The organism is Romboutsia lituseburensis (assembly GCF_024723825.1).
Taxonomy (GTDB): Bacteria; Bacillota; Clostridia; order Peptostreptococcales; family Peptostreptococcaceae; genus Romboutsia_F; species Romboutsia_F lituseburensis_A.
Map to the genome: position 1 here is coordinate 365,612 of NZ_JANQBQ010000001.1, position 20,359 is coordinate 385,970.

General features: G+C 25.8%; 18 protein-coding genes and 1 pseudogene. All 19 read left to right on the top strand.

The window, feature by feature from the left end; all coding sequences use genetic code 11:
- The first annotated feature begins 339 nt into the window (after positions 1-339).
- Entirely contained in the window at positions 340-1,404 is a 1,065-nt protein-coding gene (locus NWE74_RS01805) for a lysylphosphatidylglycerol synthase transmembrane domain-containing protein (protein WP_258241531.1), read from the top strand.
- 361 nt (positions 1,405-1,765) lie between these two features.
- Entirely contained in the window at positions 1,766-2,575 is an 810-nt protein-coding gene (locus NWE74_RS01810) for an HAD family hydrolase (protein ID WP_258241532.1), read from the top strand.
- Between the two features lie 371 nt (positions 2,576-2,946).
- Positions 2,947-3,111 carry a hypothetical protein gene (locus NWE74_RS01815; RefSeq protein WP_258241533.1) on the top strand — a complete coding sequence of 55 codons (165 nt, stop codon included), beginning with the start codon at positions 2,947-2,949 and terminating at the stop codon, positions 3,109-3,111.
- A gap of 23 nt (positions 3,112-3,134) precedes the next feature.
- Positions 3,135-3,290 carry a hypothetical protein gene (locus NWE74_RS01820; protein ID WP_258241534.1) on the top strand — a complete coding sequence of 52 codons (156 nt, stop codon included), beginning with the start codon at positions 3,135-3,137 and terminating at the stop codon, positions 3,288-3,290.
- Positions 3,291-3,364: 74 nt separating this feature from the next.
- Positions 3,365-3,778 (top strand): transposase, encoded by a 414-nt coding sequence (locus tag NWE74_RS01825; protein ID WP_258241535.1) that lies wholly within the window; start codon positions 3,365-3,367, stop codon positions 3,776-3,778.
- Between the two features lie 39 nt (positions 3,779-3,817).
- Positions 3,818-4,582, top strand: a pseudogene (locus tag NWE74_RS01830) (IS3 family transposase); the annotation flags it as partial.
- A 3-nt stretch (positions 4,583-4,585) separates the two neighbouring features.
- The gene (locus NWE74_RS01835; RefSeq protein WP_309137267.1) at positions 4,586-4,750 is read left to right on the top strand and encodes an IS3 family transposase; all 165 of its coding nucleotides are present in this window, start codon (positions 4,586-4,588) and stop codon (positions 4,748-4,750) included.
- 148 nt (positions 4,751-4,898) lie between these two features.
- Positions 4,899-6,149, top strand: coding sequence for an MDR family MFS transporter (locus NWE74_RS01840; RefSeq protein WP_258241536.1), 1,251 nt, complete (start codon positions 4,899-4,901; stop codon positions 6,147-6,149).
- Between the two features lie 175 nt (positions 6,150-6,324).
- On the top strand, positions 6,325-7,035 hold the full coding sequence (locus NWE74_RS01845) for a LytR/AlgR family response regulator transcription factor (protein ID WP_258241537.1): 711 nt from the start codon (positions 6,325-6,327) through the stop codon (positions 7,033-7,035).
- A complete protein-coding gene (locus tag NWE74_RS01850) occupies positions 7,029-8,339 on the top strand; it encodes a GHKL domain-containing protein (protein WP_258241538.1) in 1,311 nt (436 codons plus the stop codon). Before NWE74_RS01845 ends, NWE74_RS01850 begins: the two co-directional genes overlap by 7 nt.
- A 106-nt stretch (positions 8,340-8,445) precedes the next feature.
- Complete coding sequence (locus NWE74_RS01855; RefSeq protein WP_258241539.1) at positions 8,446-8,970, top strand: hypothetical protein; 525 nt, start codon at positions 8,446-8,448, stop codon at positions 8,968-8,970.
- 191 nt (positions 8,971-9,161) lie between these two features.
- On the top strand, positions 9,162-10,502 hold the full coding sequence (locus NWE74_RS01860; protein ID WP_258241540.1) for a uracil-xanthine permease family protein: 1,341 nt from the start codon (positions 9,162-9,164) through the stop codon (positions 10,500-10,502).
- Between the two features lie 134 nt (positions 10,503-10,636).
- A complete protein-coding gene (locus tag NWE74_RS01865) occupies positions 10,637-11,326 on the top strand; it encodes a response regulator transcription factor (protein WP_258241541.1) in 690 nt (229 codons plus the stop codon).
- A gap of 83 nt (positions 11,327-11,409) precedes the next feature.
- Positions 11,410-12,360, top strand: coding sequence for a sensor histidine kinase (locus tag NWE74_RS01870; protein ID WP_258241542.1), 951 nt, complete (start codon positions 11,410-11,412; stop codon positions 12,358-12,360).
- Between the two features lie 104 nt (positions 12,361-12,464).
- Positions 12,465-13,145, top strand: coding sequence for an ABC transporter ATP-binding protein (locus NWE74_RS01875; RefSeq protein WP_258241543.1), 681 nt, complete (start codon positions 12,465-12,467; stop codon positions 13,143-13,145).
- On the top strand, positions 13,145-15,667 hold the full coding sequence (locus NWE74_RS01880; protein ID WP_258241544.1) for an ABC transporter permease: 2,523 nt from the start codon (positions 13,145-13,147) through the stop codon (positions 15,665-15,667). The genes NWE74_RS01875 and NWE74_RS01880 overlap by 1 nt, the downstream gene beginning before the upstream one ends.
- Before the next feature lie 134 nt (positions 15,668-15,801).
- The gene (locus tag NWE74_RS01885) at positions 15,802-17,625 is read left to right on the top strand and encodes a sensor histidine kinase (protein WP_258241545.1); all 1,824 of its coding nucleotides are present in this window, start codon (positions 15,802-15,804) and stop codon (positions 17,623-17,625) included.
- Positions 17,606-18,802, top strand: a complete 1,197-nt coding sequence (locus NWE74_RS01890) for a response regulator transcription factor (RefSeq protein WP_258241546.1) — start codon at positions 17,606-17,608, stop codon at positions 18,800-18,802. Before NWE74_RS01885 ends, NWE74_RS01890 begins: the two co-directional genes overlap by 20 nt.
- Positions 18,803-18,926: 124 nt before the next feature.
- Positions 18,927-20,291: a carbohydrate ABC transporter substrate-binding protein gene (locus NWE74_RS01895; RefSeq protein WP_258241547.1), complete on the top strand. Its 1,365-nt coding sequence runs from the start codon at positions 18,927-18,929 to the stop codon at positions 20,289-20,291.
- The last annotated feature ends 68 nt before the right edge of the window (positions 20,292-20,359 follow it).

Genomic DNA, 20,359 nt, shown 5'->3' on the forward strand with positions numbered 1-20,359 from the left:
AAAAGAGCTATATAAATATAATTAATAGCTCTTTTTCTTATTTAAGATAACTACATATACGTTAAAAATATGTAAAATAAATTTATTTTCAGAAATTTAGTATGAATTTTTACAATTAGAAAATTAAAGAAAGTTTATAAAATAAGAAAGTAAATAGATAAATTTATTTTAAAATATATAGTAAATATATTATATGAGATTCTTTAATTTAAATATAGTAAACATAAATAAATTTAAAAATAGAATTACATATAATTACAAATAGTACAAAAGTATTGCATATAAGTTGTATAATAGTATATGATGTAATAATGGTTAATAAATATTAGGAGAAAAAATATGACAAAATTAACTAAAAAGAAAAAAGCTTTAATTCAATATGGTTTTTTATTGTTTCTAATATGCCTTACAACTTATGTAGTATCAACAACATTAGACATAAAGTTAATTCCTCATATTATAGAAATTGTTAATAAAAAATTTCTGGCACTTGGAATTCTTTTAATGATAGGATATATACTATTTGAATCTTTAATACTTGAAATAATAATAAATGCCATACAAAAGACTAAAATAAAGCTCATAGGATTTAAAATTGGTACAATGGGATTATACTATAATCTAGTAACACCATTTGCTTCAGGAAGCCAACCGATACAAGTATATAGTCTAACTCAGTATAATGTAAGTCTTAGTAAGTCAATAGCTATAATTACTAATAAGACAGTATTATTTCAAACTATAGTAACCATATATTGTGGCGTTTTTATAATCGGAAATATGAGTATTTTAAAAAGCGAAATGCCATCAGTTATGCTAATGATGACAATCGGGATGATTATGAATGTAATTATGCTTATTACAGGAATGCTAATTGTATGTAGTCCTAAAAAAATTAAATTTTTAGTAAACATTATTATCGATATGTTGTCAAAATTAAAAATATTTAAAAATTTAAAATGTAAAAAATCTACGGTAAATTTATATATAGACGAATATAGTTATTCAATAAAAATATTTATAAAGAATAAAAAAGCTCTTATAACAAGCATATTGTTAACGATAATACAATTGACAGTATTTTTTAGTATAACATACTGTATTTATAAAGCATTTAATTTAAATAGTCAAAATTATATTGAGATTTTAACTTTACAAGTGTTTTTATATATGGCTGTTTCGCCAGTTCCAACACCAGGGAATGTAGGTGCAAATGAAATTGCATTTTTAACTATATTTGCTAATGTATTTCCAAAAGAACTTTCTGGATTTGCAGTATTTTTGTATGGTGCATTTATTTACTACTTTGTAGTAATAATTTGTGGCATATTTACCGTAAATACTCATTATCATATGGGGAAATATAAAAATAGAAAAAAATTAAAGTTAGTTAAAGCAAAATAAAAATAATATATATTTTAAGTGTATTTTTTATTAAACAAGATAATTTTTGTATTAAACATAGATTATCTTGTTTTTTATTGTATGTACATCTAAATGGTGTACAAATACAGTTTCAGGAAGCGATGAAACTTGGGAACTAATCAAATAAAAACAGTTAAAACTAGCCGAATAAATTTCAGATAATTTTTATCCATAAAATGTATCATTATAAAAAAATGAAATGTTTTTACTATCAATAGTTGTATAAATATATACATAACTTTTAGTTTTTTACGATTTTATGTATAATATGTAGTATGTAGATCTAGAATTGCGAACAGCAATTTTTCTAAAAATGTATTATACAATAGGAGGGGATTAGGTGGTTAAATTAATAGCAACGGATATGGATGGGACATTACTAAATAGTAATCATAAAATTCCAAATGACTTTAAGGAAACTATAAGTGCTTTGAAAGAAAATGATATAATGTTTGCTATATCTACAGGAAGGAATTATTTAGATATATCTTATAAATTTGATGATTACAAAGATGAATTATTATTTATTTGTGAAAATGGAACAGGAATATATTATAAAGATAAATGCATATACTCAAAGTTTTTGGAAAAGGATACTATAAAGAAGCTAGTAGAACTGGGGCGTAAAGTAGATAATGCATATCCTATGCTATGCGGAACAAGAGGACTGTATTTAGAAGATGAAACAATTCTTGAGCAGTTAAACGTGCTTTTTCCTATGAATTTACCAATTACAAAAGTAGATTCATTATTAAATGTAGAAGATGGAATATTTAAAGTTAATATGTTTGACTTAATAGACGCTGAAACTAATAGTTATCCTATATTTAAAAATGAAAAAATAGAAGGTGTAACATTAACTCCATCAGGTAGATATTGGTTAGATATGTCTAGTTTGGGGACAAATAAGGGAATAGCGATAAAAAAAGTACAAAATATGTTTGATATAGATTATAAAGAAACCATGGTTTTTGGAGATCATTTAAATGATATAGAGATGATGAAAAGTGCTTATTACAGCTATGCAATGAAAAATGGGCATGAAGACGTAAAAGAGGTTGCAAATTTCGAAACTAAATATACAAATGAAGAATGTGGAGTGACAAAAACTATACAAGAAGAAATTTTACAAAGTAAAGAATTAGCATAACATAAAAAGCTATTAAAAAATGTATTAACATATATTTTTTAATAGCTTTTTTATATATAAAGAATTATATATAGTTTAAAAGACTATAAAAATATAAATTAAAAATTTAAAAGTTAAAAAATTAAAATATACACAAATATGTTATTAAGTTTATAATGAAAATTTGCTATATAGGATTAGTAAAAGTGACTTAAGATTATATTTAAAATAATCCTTTTTATTTATACAATGATTAAAAATATACAAATAATTAATAATAAATAATAGAACTAAAGTTAAAAATATCAAAAAAATAAAAAAAATTATAGTAGTAAAACTTAAAGAACTGGACAATTTAAAAGTAAAGATAAATAAAAAGAAAGGAAAAAAATATGAAAAATAAAAGAGAAGAATTTGATAATAATAAAGAAATGAAAAAGCTATTAAAAGAAAATTCCACTAGAATGGAGATAGCTAAAGAAATACAATCGAATAAGAAGATATCAGAAATAGTAGGAGAAAGATTAGCTAGCAAGAAACGTTTCCCACCATGTTAAAAATGTGTTAGAGGAGTGATTAAATGAGCGATAGCAGATTTTCAAATGGACATTACGATGACGCCCTACAGTTTACGAAAGACGTACTTTCGAATAGTTCCTCTATTGAAGAAATAATTTTTAATGCAAATATTGTTGAAGAGAGTGAAGATGAAGTAAAAGAAAGATTAAAAAAATAGAAAATAAAAAAGTAGCTTAAAATTGTACTGCACCCCAATTGTTAGACCAAAATCTAACGATTGAGGTGTTTTTTATGGCTAAACATGATTTTAACTTTAAAATGAAAGTTGTTAAATCATACTTAGATGGAGAAGGAGGGCTTGGTTCAATAGCAAAGCAATATGGCCTTGGTAGTGAAACTCAAGTTAAAACATGGGTTAATGTATACAATACATTAGGAGAAGAGGAATTAAAAAGAAAAAAACAAAGAACTTGTTATACTATACAGTTCAAGCTAGATGTTATAAACTATATGTTAATAACTAAATCTAGTGTGCAAGAAGTCGCTAACCATTTTGGTATGAACAATATCTCACTTATAGTAACTTGGAAACAAAAATTTTTAAATGATGGTGTCGATGCCTTGTTAAAAAAGAAAGGGATACCAATCATGAATAAAAATATTAAACAAGAAAAAATTAACAAGAGAAGAAGAGTTAGAGCGTGAAAATGAACTTTTAAGAGCGGAGTTCGCTTTTTTAAAAAAGCTGCGTGTTTCAGGGATGAATGTTCCAGAAAGGCTAAAAGCCAATGCGAAGCAAAAGTAATTTATAATCTTCGTAAGAATTTTAAGCTATCTATTCTCCTTGAAGCTACTAAGTTCCCTAAATCAACATATATGTACTGGCAAAAAAGATTTGATAGTGAAAATCCAGATAAGGATATTGAAGAAAAAATTAAATCAATCTTTGAAATACATATCGGAAGATATGGCTATCGCCGAATTACAGCTACATTAAGAGATGAGGATATATTTATTAACCAAAAGAAAGTGAGACGTATTATAAAAAAACTAGAACTTAAATGTACAGCATTTTCTCATAAATCACGTAAGTATAATTCATATAAAGGTACACTTGGAAAGATAGCTAATAATAAAATTAATAGAAGATTTACAACATCAGTACAACATCAGAAGATAACAACTGATACAACTGAGTTTAAAACAGATGATAATGGAAGAATATCTATAAAGACAGCATATCTTGATCCATTTTTAGATATTTTTAATGGAGAAATTTTGTCATATAGTATATCAGAAAAACCTAATTTCAAGTCTATAAGTGAGGCTTTAAATAAAGCTATAAGTATTACAAATGATTGCAACTTTAGGAGAACTTTTCACTCAGATCAAGGTTGGGCATATCAAATGAATAAATATAGTAAGATACTTAAAAGTAATAAAATATTTCAAAGTATGTCTCGAAAGGGTACATGCCTTGATAATTCACCTATGGAAAATTTTTTTTGAATAATGAAACAAGAAATGTATTATGGTAAGATACATAGGCGTTTCGAAGAACTAAAGTTAGCTATAGAAGAATACATTTATTACTATAATAATAAAAGAATTAAAGAAAAATCAAAGTGGCGTAGTCGGGTTGACTATAGAATTAAATATGAATCTAAAATTGCATAAAGTCCAACTTTTGGGTCTCAGTACAAATATAGTTAAGCTACTTTTTTATTATATAAAAATTAAAAAATTTAGAAAATTTGGTAAAAAATAAATTTAACAGTGATATAATTAAACTAAGCTTAAATTTTCATCAAAAGGGGTGAAATAGATGAAGAATTTTTTTAGTTCGTATAAAGGACTACCTAGAGAAATTTATATTCTATTTATAGGAAAAATTGTAAACTGTATAGGATCTTTTGTACACCCTCTTATGTCATTAATACTAACTCAAAGGATCGGGATGTCGGCTTTTGAGGCTGGCCAATTTGTAACAATTCTAGCTATATGCCAAGTTCCATGTATGATAATAGGAGGAAAATTAAGTGATAGTTTTGGACGAAGAAAGGTAATTATAGTATTTCAACTATTAGGTGCTAGTATGCTTATAGTATGTGGAATAATGCCAACTAGTATATTAACCGCACAAATTATGATATTATCATCTTGTTTTTATGCTTTTTCAACTCCAGCATATGATGCTTTAAATGCAGATTTAACTAATGAAGAAAATAGGAAAGAAGCTTATTCTCTATTATATATGGGAGTAAATATAGGATTTTCTATAGGACCAATATTAGGTGGACTTTTATATAAGGACTATTTGAATATAATCTTTATAGGAGATGCAATAACAACTGTCATAGCATTAGGACTATTTATTTTATATGTGAAAGAGCCTAAACATAAAGTTGAAGAAATAAAAAGTTTAGAAGATAAAGAACATGATGAATTTTCTAAAGTATCTACATTAAAAATATTGTATAAACTTCCTATCTTAATTCTATTTCCAGTAATGATGCTTTTATATCAATTTTCATATTCACAATGGGGATTTTCTCTACCTTTACAAATGGGAGAGTTATTTGGAGCGGATGGAGCTAGATTATATGGATTACTAGGAACAGCCAATGGAATAACTGTAATTGCATTAACTCCTATTTTAACTAATTTAACTAAAAAATTTAACTCTTTAAATGTAATAAGTATAGGTGGAACTTTATATGGACTATGTTTTTTAGTTATAGCATTTGCAGATAAAATGATTTTATTTTTTATAGCAGTAATATTGTTAACTATAGGTGAAGTTTTAATAGCTATAAATAGTTCAGCTTTTATAGCTAACAATACACCAGCTTCACATAGGGGAAGAATTAGCTCATTTATTCCTATGATTTCTGGAGCAGGATATGCTTTAGGACCTATGATAATGGGGAAAATTATAGATTTAAATGGAATATTTATAGCATGGATAATAGTTACGTGTGTAGCATTTATAGGTTCAATAGGTATATTATTATTAAAAAAGATGAGTTTAAAGGAGCTTAGATATAATAGTTGTAGTGCATTTGAACGAAAATAATGAAATAAAAAAGCTATTTAAAAATTTAATGATTTTTATAGCTTTTTTTATTGTTTAAATAATATTCTAATCATTAAATTATATAATAATGTAAAAATTTTACAATAGTGAGAAAAGAGTGTATATTATAATTATATAAGCTAACATACATTTAAATCATCAAGGAGGAGTATATGTGTTTAAAGTAGTTATTTGTGAGGACTGCGAAAATTCGAGGGAGTTAATAAAGGAAACTTTAAAAGAAATTCAAAATAATAATAAATATACAATTAAAACTATAGAGTTTGAAAATGGGGAAGAACTAGTTAATAACTATCCAGAAAACATAGATATATTTATGCTGGATATAGAAATGGGTAAGCTATCAGGTATGGATGTAGCTAGAGAAATAAGAAAAAGGGACAACAATACACAAATTATATTTACAACTGGAAATCCATCTTACCTACAAGAAGGATATGAAGTTCGTGCATACAGGTATTTAATAAAGCCATTTAGTGTTGATGAATTAAAGCAACACGTATTAGCGTGTATAAATGACATAAAAATCAAAAAATCAAAAAATATAGTTGTACAAGAAAAAAATAATATTTATAAAATACCTATAGATGAAATACTTTATATTGAAGTTTATAAGAAAGATATAACTATACACACAAAAAATAGTGAATATCAAGTTAAAATGAGTATTACTAATATCGAAAAAGAGTTGATACAGTATAATTTTTTTAGATGTCATAGAAGTTATCTAGTTAATTTAAAAAAAGTAGATTCTTTAAAGGGAAATATAATAATTATAAAAAATCTAGAAATACCCGTTAGCAGATATAGGTTAAATGAATTTAAATGTAGGCTAGCAAAATCTTTAGGAGAAATTCTATGTTAGAGAGTAAAATTTTTTGGATTATATTTTTAATTGTAACAACAATCATTGATTGGTTTGTATTAAAAATAATTTTAGATGAAATATTAGAAAAAAGGAAAAGTAATTTATTTATTAATATAGGAACATTAATTATGGTACTAATCACTATCATTTTTATATATTTAAATATGAAACCTATAGAAAAGTTACTTATAGGAATGTTTCTAGGTCTTATTTTATATAATTATAGTTATGACGATAATGTAATTAAAATTTCATTAATATGCTTTATGTTTTGGATGACTATGGTAGGATTAGAAGCTCTTAGCATTAGTATTGTAGTATTTTTTAATTCCTTGAATACAACAGTTGATGTATTAGGAAATAATATTTTTAAACTGGAGGTAACCATACTATCTAAAGTATTGCTTATATGTGTAATTCCTACGATTAAAGGGTACAGGCTTCATCTTGAGATAAAATCTAAAGAATTTATATATATAATGATACCTATAGTAACCAATATTATCAGTATAGTATTGATTCTATCGTTTAAAATGAGCTTAATAAATGATAGCTCAATACAAAATTTAATAATGCTTTTAGTATCTATTTTGCTTTTAATATCGAGTATAACTTTAATAATAATTGTTGGCAAAATAATAAAAAGCAATTCACTTAAACTAGAAAATGAGATAATGAAAGAAAAAATAGAATCACAATATAGACATTATTTACATATTCAAAAATCTCAAATGAAGGTTAGAAAATTATATCATGATTTAAATAACCATTTATTATGTATAGAGAATATGAAAGATAACAGTGGTGATTCAAAAAAATATATTGAAAATTTAAAAGCTGAATTAAAAGATAGTTGTTGTATAAAAAATAGTGGAAATATGATACTAGATATAATAATAAAAGAAAAGATCAATATTTGTAATAAAAATAATATTAATTTTGTTTATGATATAAACTTTTCAAAATGCAGCTTTATAGAAATGATTGATGTTTGTAGTATATTTTCTAATTTATTGGATAATGCTATAGAGGCATCAAAGAAAGTCGAAGCTATAGAAAAGAGAAATATAAGAATAATAGGTAATATAGTAAATTCATTTTTTGTTATAAAATGTGAAAATTATAAGTTAAATAAAATAATTAAGAAAAAGAATAAGTTAATATCGGAGAAAAAGGATAAATTTTTACATGGCATCGGAGTTGAAAGTATAAAAAATTCAGTTCAAAAATACAATGGAAATTTAGTAATTGATACATTAGAGAATAATTTTACTGTACATATTTATATACCGTTAAGGTAATTTTGCTATTGAGGTCTAAAAAACAACCACTTAGGGCATAGATATTGAAATTAAAAATAGTAGATGATATATTTTACCTAAAGAAATAAATGTAAGGTGGTTGGAGATGTTAAGAGGGTTTATATGTTTGCTACTTATATGTAGTATGTGTACAACGACGGGGTGTTCTAAAGATTATTCAAATAGATCTGATACAGTTAAACAGATACAAACTAAATTTTGTTTGAATTATGAAGAAAAAAGGGTATATGATCTTTTAAAAGAGGATTTAAGTGATGATTGTTTACAGAACTTGGATGCTTTAAGTATTGTAAGAATATATATTCAAACACAATTTGATAATAGATATGATATAGAAAAAGTATTATTTTTAGATAATAGTGATAGCTTTGTAGAAAATAAAACTGAATCTCAGTCACAACAAATAGCAAAAGAAGTGTGGTTTGGTATTCAACAAGGTGAATTTTCACAAACAAAAGAAACAACAAATTTTATATATGAAGCTAAAGGTGGAGAAAGAAACATAAGCATTGTAAAAGATGAAAATGGAATATGGAAAATAGATAAAATTTCATATATAGAAAATAAAAACTCGTGTATAAAAACACGAGTTTTTTTATATATAATATAACTATAAAAAAAAAATTATATATATAGTATGAAATAATACGTATGAAAAAAAATAAAAAAATAAAAATGTTCATAAAAAATATAGACAAAAAAAATCGATATGCTATAATAAAAACATAAACACGAACTATAAAATTGAAAAATATATTAAAATACATAAAAAATAAGCGAAAATATGGGGGATGAAAAAATATGATAGATCAAAGTTCGGTTATTTATCAATTAGATGGTAAACCAAGATTGAAAGAGGCAGTACCACTGGGATTGCAGCATATATTAGCTATGTTTGTAGGTAATGTAACACCTTTAATAATAATATCAAATACATTAAATTTACCACTTAGCGATAAAACTATGCTAGTTCAATGTGCGATGTTTGTTTCGGGACTTATAACTTTAATACAATGCTATAAAATAGGGCCATTTGGTGCTAAACTTCCTATAGTAATGGGAACTAGTTTTGGATTTGTTCCAGTTGCTACAGCGGTTGGTCTTAAATATGGGTATGAAGGAATACTAGGGGCTTGCTTAATAGGAGCTATAGTGGAAATTTTATTTGGAAACACTATGAAAAAATTAAGAAAATTCTTCCCACCGGTAGTTACAGGAACTGTTGTGCTAGCAATGGGAATATCACTTTTACCAACAGGAATAAATTATTTTGCAGGCGGGGTAGGATCAGCGGACTTTGCATCACCTTCAAATTTAATATTAGGTACAATTGTATTATTAACAGTACTATTTTGTAATCAATATACAAAGGGAATAACGAGTATAGCATCAATACTTATAGGATTAGTAGTTGGATATATAGTTGCTATTCCTATGGGAAAAGTTGATTTTTCACAAATATCTCAAATGTCAACTTTAACTTTTCCAACACCTTTTAAATTTGGATTTGAATTTCATATAGATGCAATATTCGCATTTATGTGTATATATATGGTTTCAGCAATAGAGACAGTAGGAGATATAACTGCAATAACAAATTGTGGAATTGGTCGTGAAGCTACAGATAAAGAAATAACTGGAGGTATAATGGCCGATGGATTAGGAAGTATGATAGGTTCAATATTTGGAGTTTTACCAAATACATCGTTTGGTCAAAATGTAGGAATAGTAGCAATGACAAAGGTTGTAAATAGACATGTAGTAGCAACTGGAGCTGTATTTTTAATAATAGCAGGAATATTCCCTAAGTTTGGGGCTCTTATATCATTAATGCCAGCAAGTGTACTAGGTGGAGCTAGTGTAATGATGTTTGCTATGATAGCTGTAAGTGGTATAAAACTTATAACAAGTGAAGAACTTACTAATAGAAATAGTACAATAGTAGCACTTTCGTTAGGTGTAGGAGTAGGGTTATCATTAGTACCAGGAGTACTTGCTAATATGCCAGAATCAATACAATTAATATTTGGAGATTCAGGTCTAGTATTAGTAGCTCTTATAGCAGTAATTTTAAATATAATACTACCAAAAGAAGAAAGAATTATAGAAACTTCTGTAAAACTAAATAATCAAGTATCATAATATAGAAGCTATCTCATTTAATGAGATAGCTTTTTAAGTATAAGCAATTAACTCAATATGTTTGTAAACTATAATTACATGTGATATTCTATTAACGTAAAATATCCATATTTTTACAAATGAAAGGGGACGAAATGAAAAGAAATAAAACAATATTAATAGTAGAAGATGATATAACACTAAATAAAGGAATAATGCTTACTCTTCGTCAAGAAGATATAAATATAAAGCAAGCATTTGATTTAGAAGAAGGTGCGTATATACTAAAAAATGAAAGCATAGATTTAATAATACTAGATGTAAATCTTCCAGATGGCAATGGATTTGAGTTTTGTAAAAAAACTAGAGAAACATCACAAGTACCTATAATTTTTTTAACTGCATGTGATATGGAAGTGGATATAGTAACAGGATTAGAATTAGGGGCAGATGATTACATAACAAAGCCTTTTAGTTTAATGATTTTAAGAGCTAGAGTGATGGCAGCACTAAGAAGGCAGGTTTTTAATAATGGAAATAACGTTTTTAATTTTGGAGAATTAGAGTTAGATTTTGAAAAAATGAACTTTTATAAAAAAGACATGCTTATAAATTTAAGTAAAACAGAACAAAAACTACTAAAAATATTAGTAACAAATCCAGGTCAAGTTTTAACGAGAGAACAATTAATAGATAATGTATGGAGCGATGAAGGTGAATATGTAGATGAAAATGCTTTAACTGTTACTATTAAAAGATTAAGGCAAAAAATAGAAAATAAAAATGATGACAAAAAGTATATAAAAACCGTATATGGCATAGGATATACTTTTTTAGTAGGATAAAAATGAACAAATACAATAATTATTCATTTAAACCTATCTACATATTACATATTTTTTTACTTGTGCTTATAAGTGGCATTTTTTTGAGTTCAGTTTTTATCATAGAAAACTATGAAATAAATTTAGTAACAAAGGTAAGTGTAATCTTTATAATAACAATAATATTTATAGGAGTGACTTTTATTTATTTTATTAGGAGTAAAATAAATAAAATAATAAGAGATTTAGACTATATAGCAGATAATGCTATAAACAATCAAAATTTTGTTACAGGATATAAAGAAGATAAATTATCATCACTAGAAAACAAGATGTTTAAGTATGTAAGTATAACAAAATCCAACAAAGAAACTATTGAAGAAGAAAGAAATAAGGTAAAATCTCTTGTATCAGATATATCTCATCAAACTAAAACACCAATTTCTAATATATTATTATATAGCCAGCTAATACTTGAAAACAATAAATTAGATAATTATAGTAAAGAAATATTAGAAGATATAAATGGACAAGCAGAAAGACTTAATTTTTTAATTCAAGCACTTATAAAGATGTCTAGATTAGAAAGTAATATAATACAAACAGCTATTAAAAATAATAGTATACAAGAATTAATATTAAAATCAGTACAAAAAGTGTACAAAAACGCTGAAGATAAAGAAATATCAATAATATACAATTGTAATAAAGAATTAATTGCTTGCTTTGATATAAAATGGACTACAGAAGCATTAGTAAATATAATAGAAAATTCAATAAAATACACCAATAGAGGAGGGAGTATAAGTATAGACATAATCTCTTATGAGATGTTTAAAAGAATTGATATAAAAGATAATGGAATCGGAATTGATGAAAATGAAATAAATAATATATTTAAAAGATTTTATAGGTGTAAAAATGCAAAAACTTATGACGGAGTAGGAATAGGACTTTATTTATCAAGAGAAATAATATCTATGCAAGGTGGTTATATAAAAGTATCATCACAAATAGATAAAGGAACGACTATGTCGATATACTTACCCTCATAAAAATTATTTAAATATGTCAAAAGTGTTATATTTGAGACACTAGTTTGTTATATTTAGTTGATATATTTATAGCATAGACAAAAGATAATTTTTAGGAGGAAAATATGAGTATAGTAAAAGTTAATGATTTAAAAAAATACTATGGGAAAGATGAAAGTTTAGTTAAGGCTTTAGATGGAGTAACATTTGAAATAAATAAAGGAGAATTTGTTTGTATTGTAGGAACATCAGGTAGTGGAAAAAGTACGCTACTTCATATGATCGGTGGTCTTGATAGACCAACAAAAGGAAATGTAGCTATAAATAATAATGATATATTTAAATTAAATGATGAGGAGCTTACAATATTTAGAAGAAGAGAAATAGGATTTGTGTTTCAACAGTTTAATTTAATTCCTATTTTAAATGTTTATGAAAATATAGTATTACCAATAGAACTTGATGGTAACAAAATAGATGAAGAGTATGTAAATACTGTTATAACATCACTAGGGTTGGAAAGTAAGGTTAACAATTTAACTAACAACTTATCAGGTGGACAACAACAAAGAGTAGCAATAGCAAGAGCTTTAGCTACTAAGCCATCAATAATACTTGCAGATGAACCTACTGGTAACTTAGATAGCAAGACTAGCCAAGACGTTATGGGTCTGTTAAAAACTATGAGTCAAAAATTTAATCAAACTATTATAATGATAACTCACAATCAAGAAATTTCACAAATGGCAGATAGAGTTATAAGGATAGAAGACGGGAAGATTTTATCTAAGGTGGTGAGTGAATAATGATTCGAACTAATAACAAGGAAGTTATTAATAGGCTATCAAAAAATAGCTTTAAATACAATAAAGGAAGAAATAAGTTTGCAATAGTATCTATAATACTCACAACATTACTTTTTACAGCATTTTTTACTATACAAATGAGTATGGTAAAAACAACAGAATACAATACTATGAGAATGGTTGGTACTACATATCATGGAGGATTTGAAGATTTAACTACAAAAGAGTATGAAAAAATTAAGGATAATAAATTAATTAAAGAAAAAGCTATATTAATACATATAGGACTAGCTGAAAATAAAGAATTAGTAAAAAGACAAACTGAAATTAACTATGCAGATAAAAACTTTATAGAAAATGGTTTCTATAAACCTTATAAGGGAACTATACCAAAAGATAAAGATGAAATATTAGTAGACGATATAACTCTAGATACGTTGCAAATACCTAAAAAGGTAAATCAAAAAATAACTTTACAATATTTTATAGATGATAAAGAATATAATACGGAATTTAAAATAAGTGGTATATATAAAGGAGATAAAGTATCAAGATCAAGTTTATTATATCTATCTAAAGAATTTGTAGATTCAGAACTTAAAGGGGTTGATCAAGAAAAATCTAAAAAAACTGATAGTGGTATAGGTCTTATATCTTTACAAGTTAATTTTTCAAATTCTTTATTTATACAAAAAAAATTAGATAAAGTTATAACTCAAAGTGGGTTCAAATTAGATGAGATAAGAACAGGAGTAAATTGGGCATATTCTAGTACTAATATAGAAGATGAACCTCAATCATTATATGGAATTGTAGGATTCTTAGGTATTATCATGATATCTGGGTACTTAATGATATATAATATTTTTTACATATCTATAGTAAAGGATATAAAATTTTATGGGCTTTTAAAAACTATCGGAACAACTAAAAAACAAATAAATAAAATTATTAAAAAACAAGCAATAAAACTATCAATAATAGGGATACCTTTAGGATTAGCTACAGGTTATTTTATAGGTGTAGTTTTAACTCCATTTGTAGTAGGCCAAACAACTATGGAATATACTAAAACTTCAACTAGCCCAATTATATTTATAGGAGCAATCGTATTTTCATTAATAACAGTATTAATAAGTATATATAAACCATCTAAAATAGCTTCTAAGGTTTCTCCAATAGAATCTGTAAGATATAGTGGAGTAAGTCAAAATACTATAAAAAAAATAAAGAAAAGTTCAAAAGGTGCTAAAATTAAAAATATGGCACTATCAAATGTATTTAGAAATAAGAAAAAAGCTTTTGTAGTTATATCTTCTCTATCTTTAAGTATAATACTTTTAAATACTGCATATACAGTAGTGTCAGGGTTTGATATGGACAAGTATTTAAGTGGTCTTATAGGAACCGATTTTACAGTTGGAGATACAAGTTTTTATAGATGGAACTATGGTTTACAAGATTATTCAAAAGTTTTAAATGAAGATACTTGCAAAGAAATTGAAGGTTTAAAAGGTGTTGATGAGGTTGATAAAATATACTATAAAAGTGTGGAAGCTCCATTAACTGATAAAATGAAAAAAAACCTTGAAATAAAAAAAAGATCTTTGAAGGGTGATAATAAAAAATATATTGATATAGCTTTAACTGAGAAAAAAAGTTTCACTGGATGTTATGGAATAGATGAAGGGATATGTTCTTTATTAGAAAGGTTTATAACTAAAGGAAAAATAGATATAGAAAAATTTAAAAGTGGAAATTATATTATTTTACATGATGACTGTGAAATTGGAAATTGGATAGATGCTGGAGAAAAGATTATCATTCCTTTTGAAAATGGAAAAAGTAAAGAATATGAGGTTATGGCAATAGTGAAAAATTTACCTCTATATTTATATAAAGGATATGCTTTTACTATTGAAATTAATGGATACTTGCCAGTTGATGAATTTAAAAATATTAGTAAAGATGAATCAGTGATGACTGCAATGTTTAATGTTGATAAAAATCATGTAAATGATGTTAAAGCTTTTTTAAATAATAAAATCAAAACAAATCCTACATTAGATTATAGAATGAAGTTAACTTATGAAAATGAATTTAATGATATGGTCAATACATATAAAATGATAGGATATGGACTTAGTTTTATAGTAGGGGTAATAGGAATATTAAATTTTGTAAATGTAATAATATCAAATATAATATCAAGACAAAAAGAAATAGCAATGTTAAGGAGTGTTGGAATGACTGAAAAACAACTTAAAAATATGGTTGTACTAGAAGGTATATTCTATGCATTAGCAACCATATTTATGGTTTTAATAATAGGAATTCCAATAACTTATAAACTAGTTGATTTAACAGCAGGCGTTATGGACTGCTTTAGCTATAAATTTACAATGATACCTATAATGATATGTTCATCTATATTATTATTAATATCTTGTACAATACCTAAATTTGCTATAAAGTATGTAAATAAAAATAACATAGTAGAATCTCTAAGAGAGGCTGAATAAATAAAAACACCTATATTACAATTGTAATATAGGTGTTTTTGGTTAAAAATAAAGTTTTATATAAAAAAACATCTAAAAATATATAAGCAATATTGCTATATAGTATAATTAAGTGAGGGGAGAGGGGAAATTATATGAACTACAAAAATATGCTGTCAATTAAGAAAATATCAAGTATCTTAACAAAAAAACTAAGAAAAGTTAGTATAAGTAAAAGGCTTTTGATGTCATTTATAACATTATCCATCGTTCCTATATTTATTATATTTATTGTAATTAATACAACTTCTATAGACTTGATAGAAAAGAATATAATATCTAATGATAAAATAGCATCTAATTTAATTGTACAAGCAATAGGGGGTTATATGGATAAATTTGATTCAATAACAAATGAGATAATATGGAATAGTAGTTTATTAAAAGATATTAAAAATCATAATGAGCTTATAGTCAAAGAAAAGGAGAAATTCTATACTCAATTATCACAACTAATAAGATCACGTACAAGCTATGTATCAGACATTGCAGATTTTACAATACTGGATGAAGACTTTCAAGTTGTTTATAATGAGGGATTTAGCTATATAAACCATAGTACGAAGCTAGAAGAAATAAAAAATGGTATTAAAGAAAATAAAATTATAAATTGGACTTCTATAAATAAAGGTGAATCTAATTATATTGCTATAACAAAGCCAATAAAAGTTGGTCAGAGTACTCATGGATATCTGTTTTTGGCTCTTAAGGAAAAGGTTATTGTAAAGATGTTTAATAACTATAACGTAGACTTTAATGGATATGGAGTATTGATGGATGATAATAATAATATTATGGTAACTAATAATGAGGAAATATCTATTGAAGAAATTAGAAAAGCTAATGAATTAAAACATAAAAATAAAGGTTATATAAAGTTAGTCAAAAACATAGACAATAGTACACAAATAATTAAAATAAATAATGAAAAATTCATAATAACAAATACCCCTATAAGATATGCATCATGGAGTTTAATAGGGATAATACCATATAAATATATATATATGAGCTGCGCTAATATATATAAAATATATTTTTTAGTAAGTATTGTAGTAATAGCCTTATCAATACTAATATCTATGTTAATACATAAATCTATAACAAATCCTATAAATGAAATTATAAATACTATGAGTAATATAAATGAAAATACTATTGGTGACAATATGAAAATAACAGGAAATGATGAAATATCATTCATAATGAAAAAATATAACAACATGTCTAAAAAGATTAAAACACTATTAAGTACTATAAAAATTAGAGAAAATGAGAAGAGAGAAGTCACCCTAAGAATGCTACAAGCTCAAATAAATCCTCATTTTTTATTTAATACATTAGGCGGGTTAAGATATGTTGCAATGATGAACCAAGACAATATAGTAGCTAATGGATTAGAAGCTTTGGCTAAGCTTCTTAGGAGTACCATAGTGAATAAAGATGATTTTATAAATATAGAAGATGAAATCGAAAATGTTTTTAATTATATTACAATACAAAAAATTAGATATGGAGATATTTTTGATGTTAGGTTTAATATAGATAAAAATTTAAAGTATGAAAAAATACTGAAATTTATACTACAACCAATTGTAGAGAATTGTATTTTACATGGTTTTGAAGAAAATGAGAATCAAAATTTTATAGATATAATAGTTTGCGATAAAGATGAATTTATATACTTTGAAATATTAGATAATGGTGTAGGTATAACGGAAGATAAACTTAAAGATGGAAGTTTTGATATAGATAAGTTCGCAGGTATTGGAGTTAAAAATATAAAAGAAAGATTAAATATATACTACGAAGGTATATATACGTTTGAAATAATATCATCAAAAGAAAAAGGAACTAGAACAAAGATATTAATTCCTAAAATCGCAGGGGGCATATTAAATGAGAGTACTAATAGTTGAAGATGAATACATAACAAGAAATTTTTTAACATCTATAATTGATTGGAAAGTAAATGAAATGGAGTTAGTTGGAGTGGCAAAAGATGGTATAGAAGCTTTAAATTTAATAAATAGGGAAAAAATTGATATACTTATAACCGACTTAAAAATGCCTAAAATGGACGGAAATAAATTAATAAAACAATTAAAGTCTAGAGAATTTGAAGGAAAAATAATAGTGCTAAGTAATTATGATGATTTTAATCTAGTGAAAGAGTCTATGAAGAATGGGGCATTTGAGTATTTATTAAAAGTTACTATAAATAAAAAAGAGCTGTTAGATGTATTAAACAAAGCTAAAGAAGAGCTTATTAAGGATAATAAGTTGATTAAAAATGAAAATATATTAGAAATTTCAAAAGAAAAGTTAATAGTAAATGAATACTTAGAAAAATACTTAAAAGGAAATAATAGTTTGAAGTTAGACGATAGATTAAAACAAAAATATCTAACTGATTATGTGTTTGTTTATTTAAGGATTTTAAGCACAAGTATAGATAATATAGACAAGGAGCATAAGATAACTAAGTTCATAGCAAATGTTATAAGTACATGTGCTTTATATATTAATTCAGAATTATTAACACTAATAAATTTAAATAGAAGTGAGTATTCAATAATCATAAAATCTAATAAAAATACTCAAGACATAAATATATTAATATCTAACATAGCTAGAAATGTTAAGCAGTATTTAGATGTGGATTTTGAAAAAATAGTACATAAAGAGTGTGAAAGTTTGAAAGATGCAATTGATGTTATAAATTATGAAAGAGAAGTTAGTGAGTATAGTGTAAGTTCTAAGATTATTGTATGTAGACCTGAGATAAAAAAAATTGTTAAATATATAAATGAAAATATAGAAAAAAAATTATCATTAGATTTACTATCTAAAATTGTAAATATGAATGAATCTTATTTGAGTAGAATATTTAAAGAAGAATTAGATGTAACTATATCAGAGTATATAAAAAATACAAGGCTAGAAAAATCTAAGGAACTATTAAAAAAAGAAAATTTTAGGGTAAAGGATGCAGCATTAAGTGTAGGAATACATGATCAATTATATTTTAGTAGACTATTTGCTAAAAAGTTTAACATAACTCCTAGTGAGTATAGAGAAAAGTATTTTAAGTAGTAATAATTATCCATACTAATGTAAAGATTTTATATTTGTATATATAAATAAAACATATACAATTACAAATAAGAAAACGATTTCTAAAAAGGGGTTTTAGTTGAATTTATAGGAGGGATATTATATGAAACATCCATTTAAAAAGGTAGGATCACTGTTAGCAGTGACAATTATGGTGATGGGGTCAATTGTAGGATGTTCTTCTACAGGGGGAGATAAAGGAGAAGAAACTTCACCAGATAAAGGGAAAGTTTCAGGTAAACTTGACGTAGCTGTATTTGAAGGTGGCTTTGGAACTGCATTTTGGGAAGAAGCTGAAAAACAATTTGAATCTAAGTATCCAGATGTTGACGTTGTATTAAATGCAAGTCCAAACATAGGGGATGTTATAAGACCACAAATAGCAAGTGGAAATTCTCCGGACTTTATATATCATAGTGCCCAAAATTCACAGAGTGTCGCAAAAGCTTTAATAAAAGATAAAAACTTAGCTGATTTGACAGATGTATTTGAAAAACCAGCACCAGGAGAGGATAAACCTATAAAGGAGAAAATGATGGATGGATTGTTAGACAAATCATCTTGTGCTCCATATGGTGATGGCAAAGTATATCTAGCACCACTTTATTACAATGTAACTGGTCTTTGGTACAATAAAGCTTTATTTGAAGAAAAGGGATGGGAGGTTCCAAAGACTTGGGATGAATTTTATGCTCTAGGCGAAAAAGCCAAAGCTGAAGGTATAGCATTATTTACATACCAAGGTCAGCACCCAGGTTATTTAGAAGCTCTTGTTTGGCCGGTTATAGCGTCAGAAGCTGGAGAAAAAGCTGTTCAAGATATATTTAATTATGAAAAAGGCGCATGGGAAAAACCAGAAGTTAAAGCCGCCCTTCAAAAATTAGAAAAAATAGGTAAAGATGGATATCTATTAAAAGGAACTCCAGCAATGTGTCACATCCAGGCTCAAACAGCACATTTAAAAGGAGAAGCTTTATTTGCTCCTAATGGAAACTGGTATGAAGGAGAAATGAAAGATGCTGTTCAAGATGGTTGGAAATGGGGATTCACTGCACCACCAGCTAAAGAGGGATCAGATCAATATGTATCTACAATGATAGAAGAAATGTATATCCCTGGAAATTCAGATAATATAGAAACAGCGAAAGAATTTATGAGATTTTTATATAGTGATGAGATGGTAGAAGCCAATGCTAAGTTAAATCAAGGCGTAGTTCCTACTAAAAATGCTCTAGAAATGGCTAAACAATATATACCAGAGTCAAACTATAACTGTTTAACTGTATTTGATAATGGAGTAAAGCCAATTGTTGAGGCGTGGAAAACAGTAGAAAATACGGAAATAAATATGAGAGAAGAAGTATTTAATAAAGCTGGATCAGTATTTAGTGGAGAAACTAGTGCATCATCTTGGGCTGATGGATTGAATAAATCAAATGAAAAATTAAGAGAAGCTATGAATAAATAAAAATTAATGGACAAAGGCACCCTAAAATAAATGAAATTTAGGGTGTCTTTATTAAAAATATAGGGGGC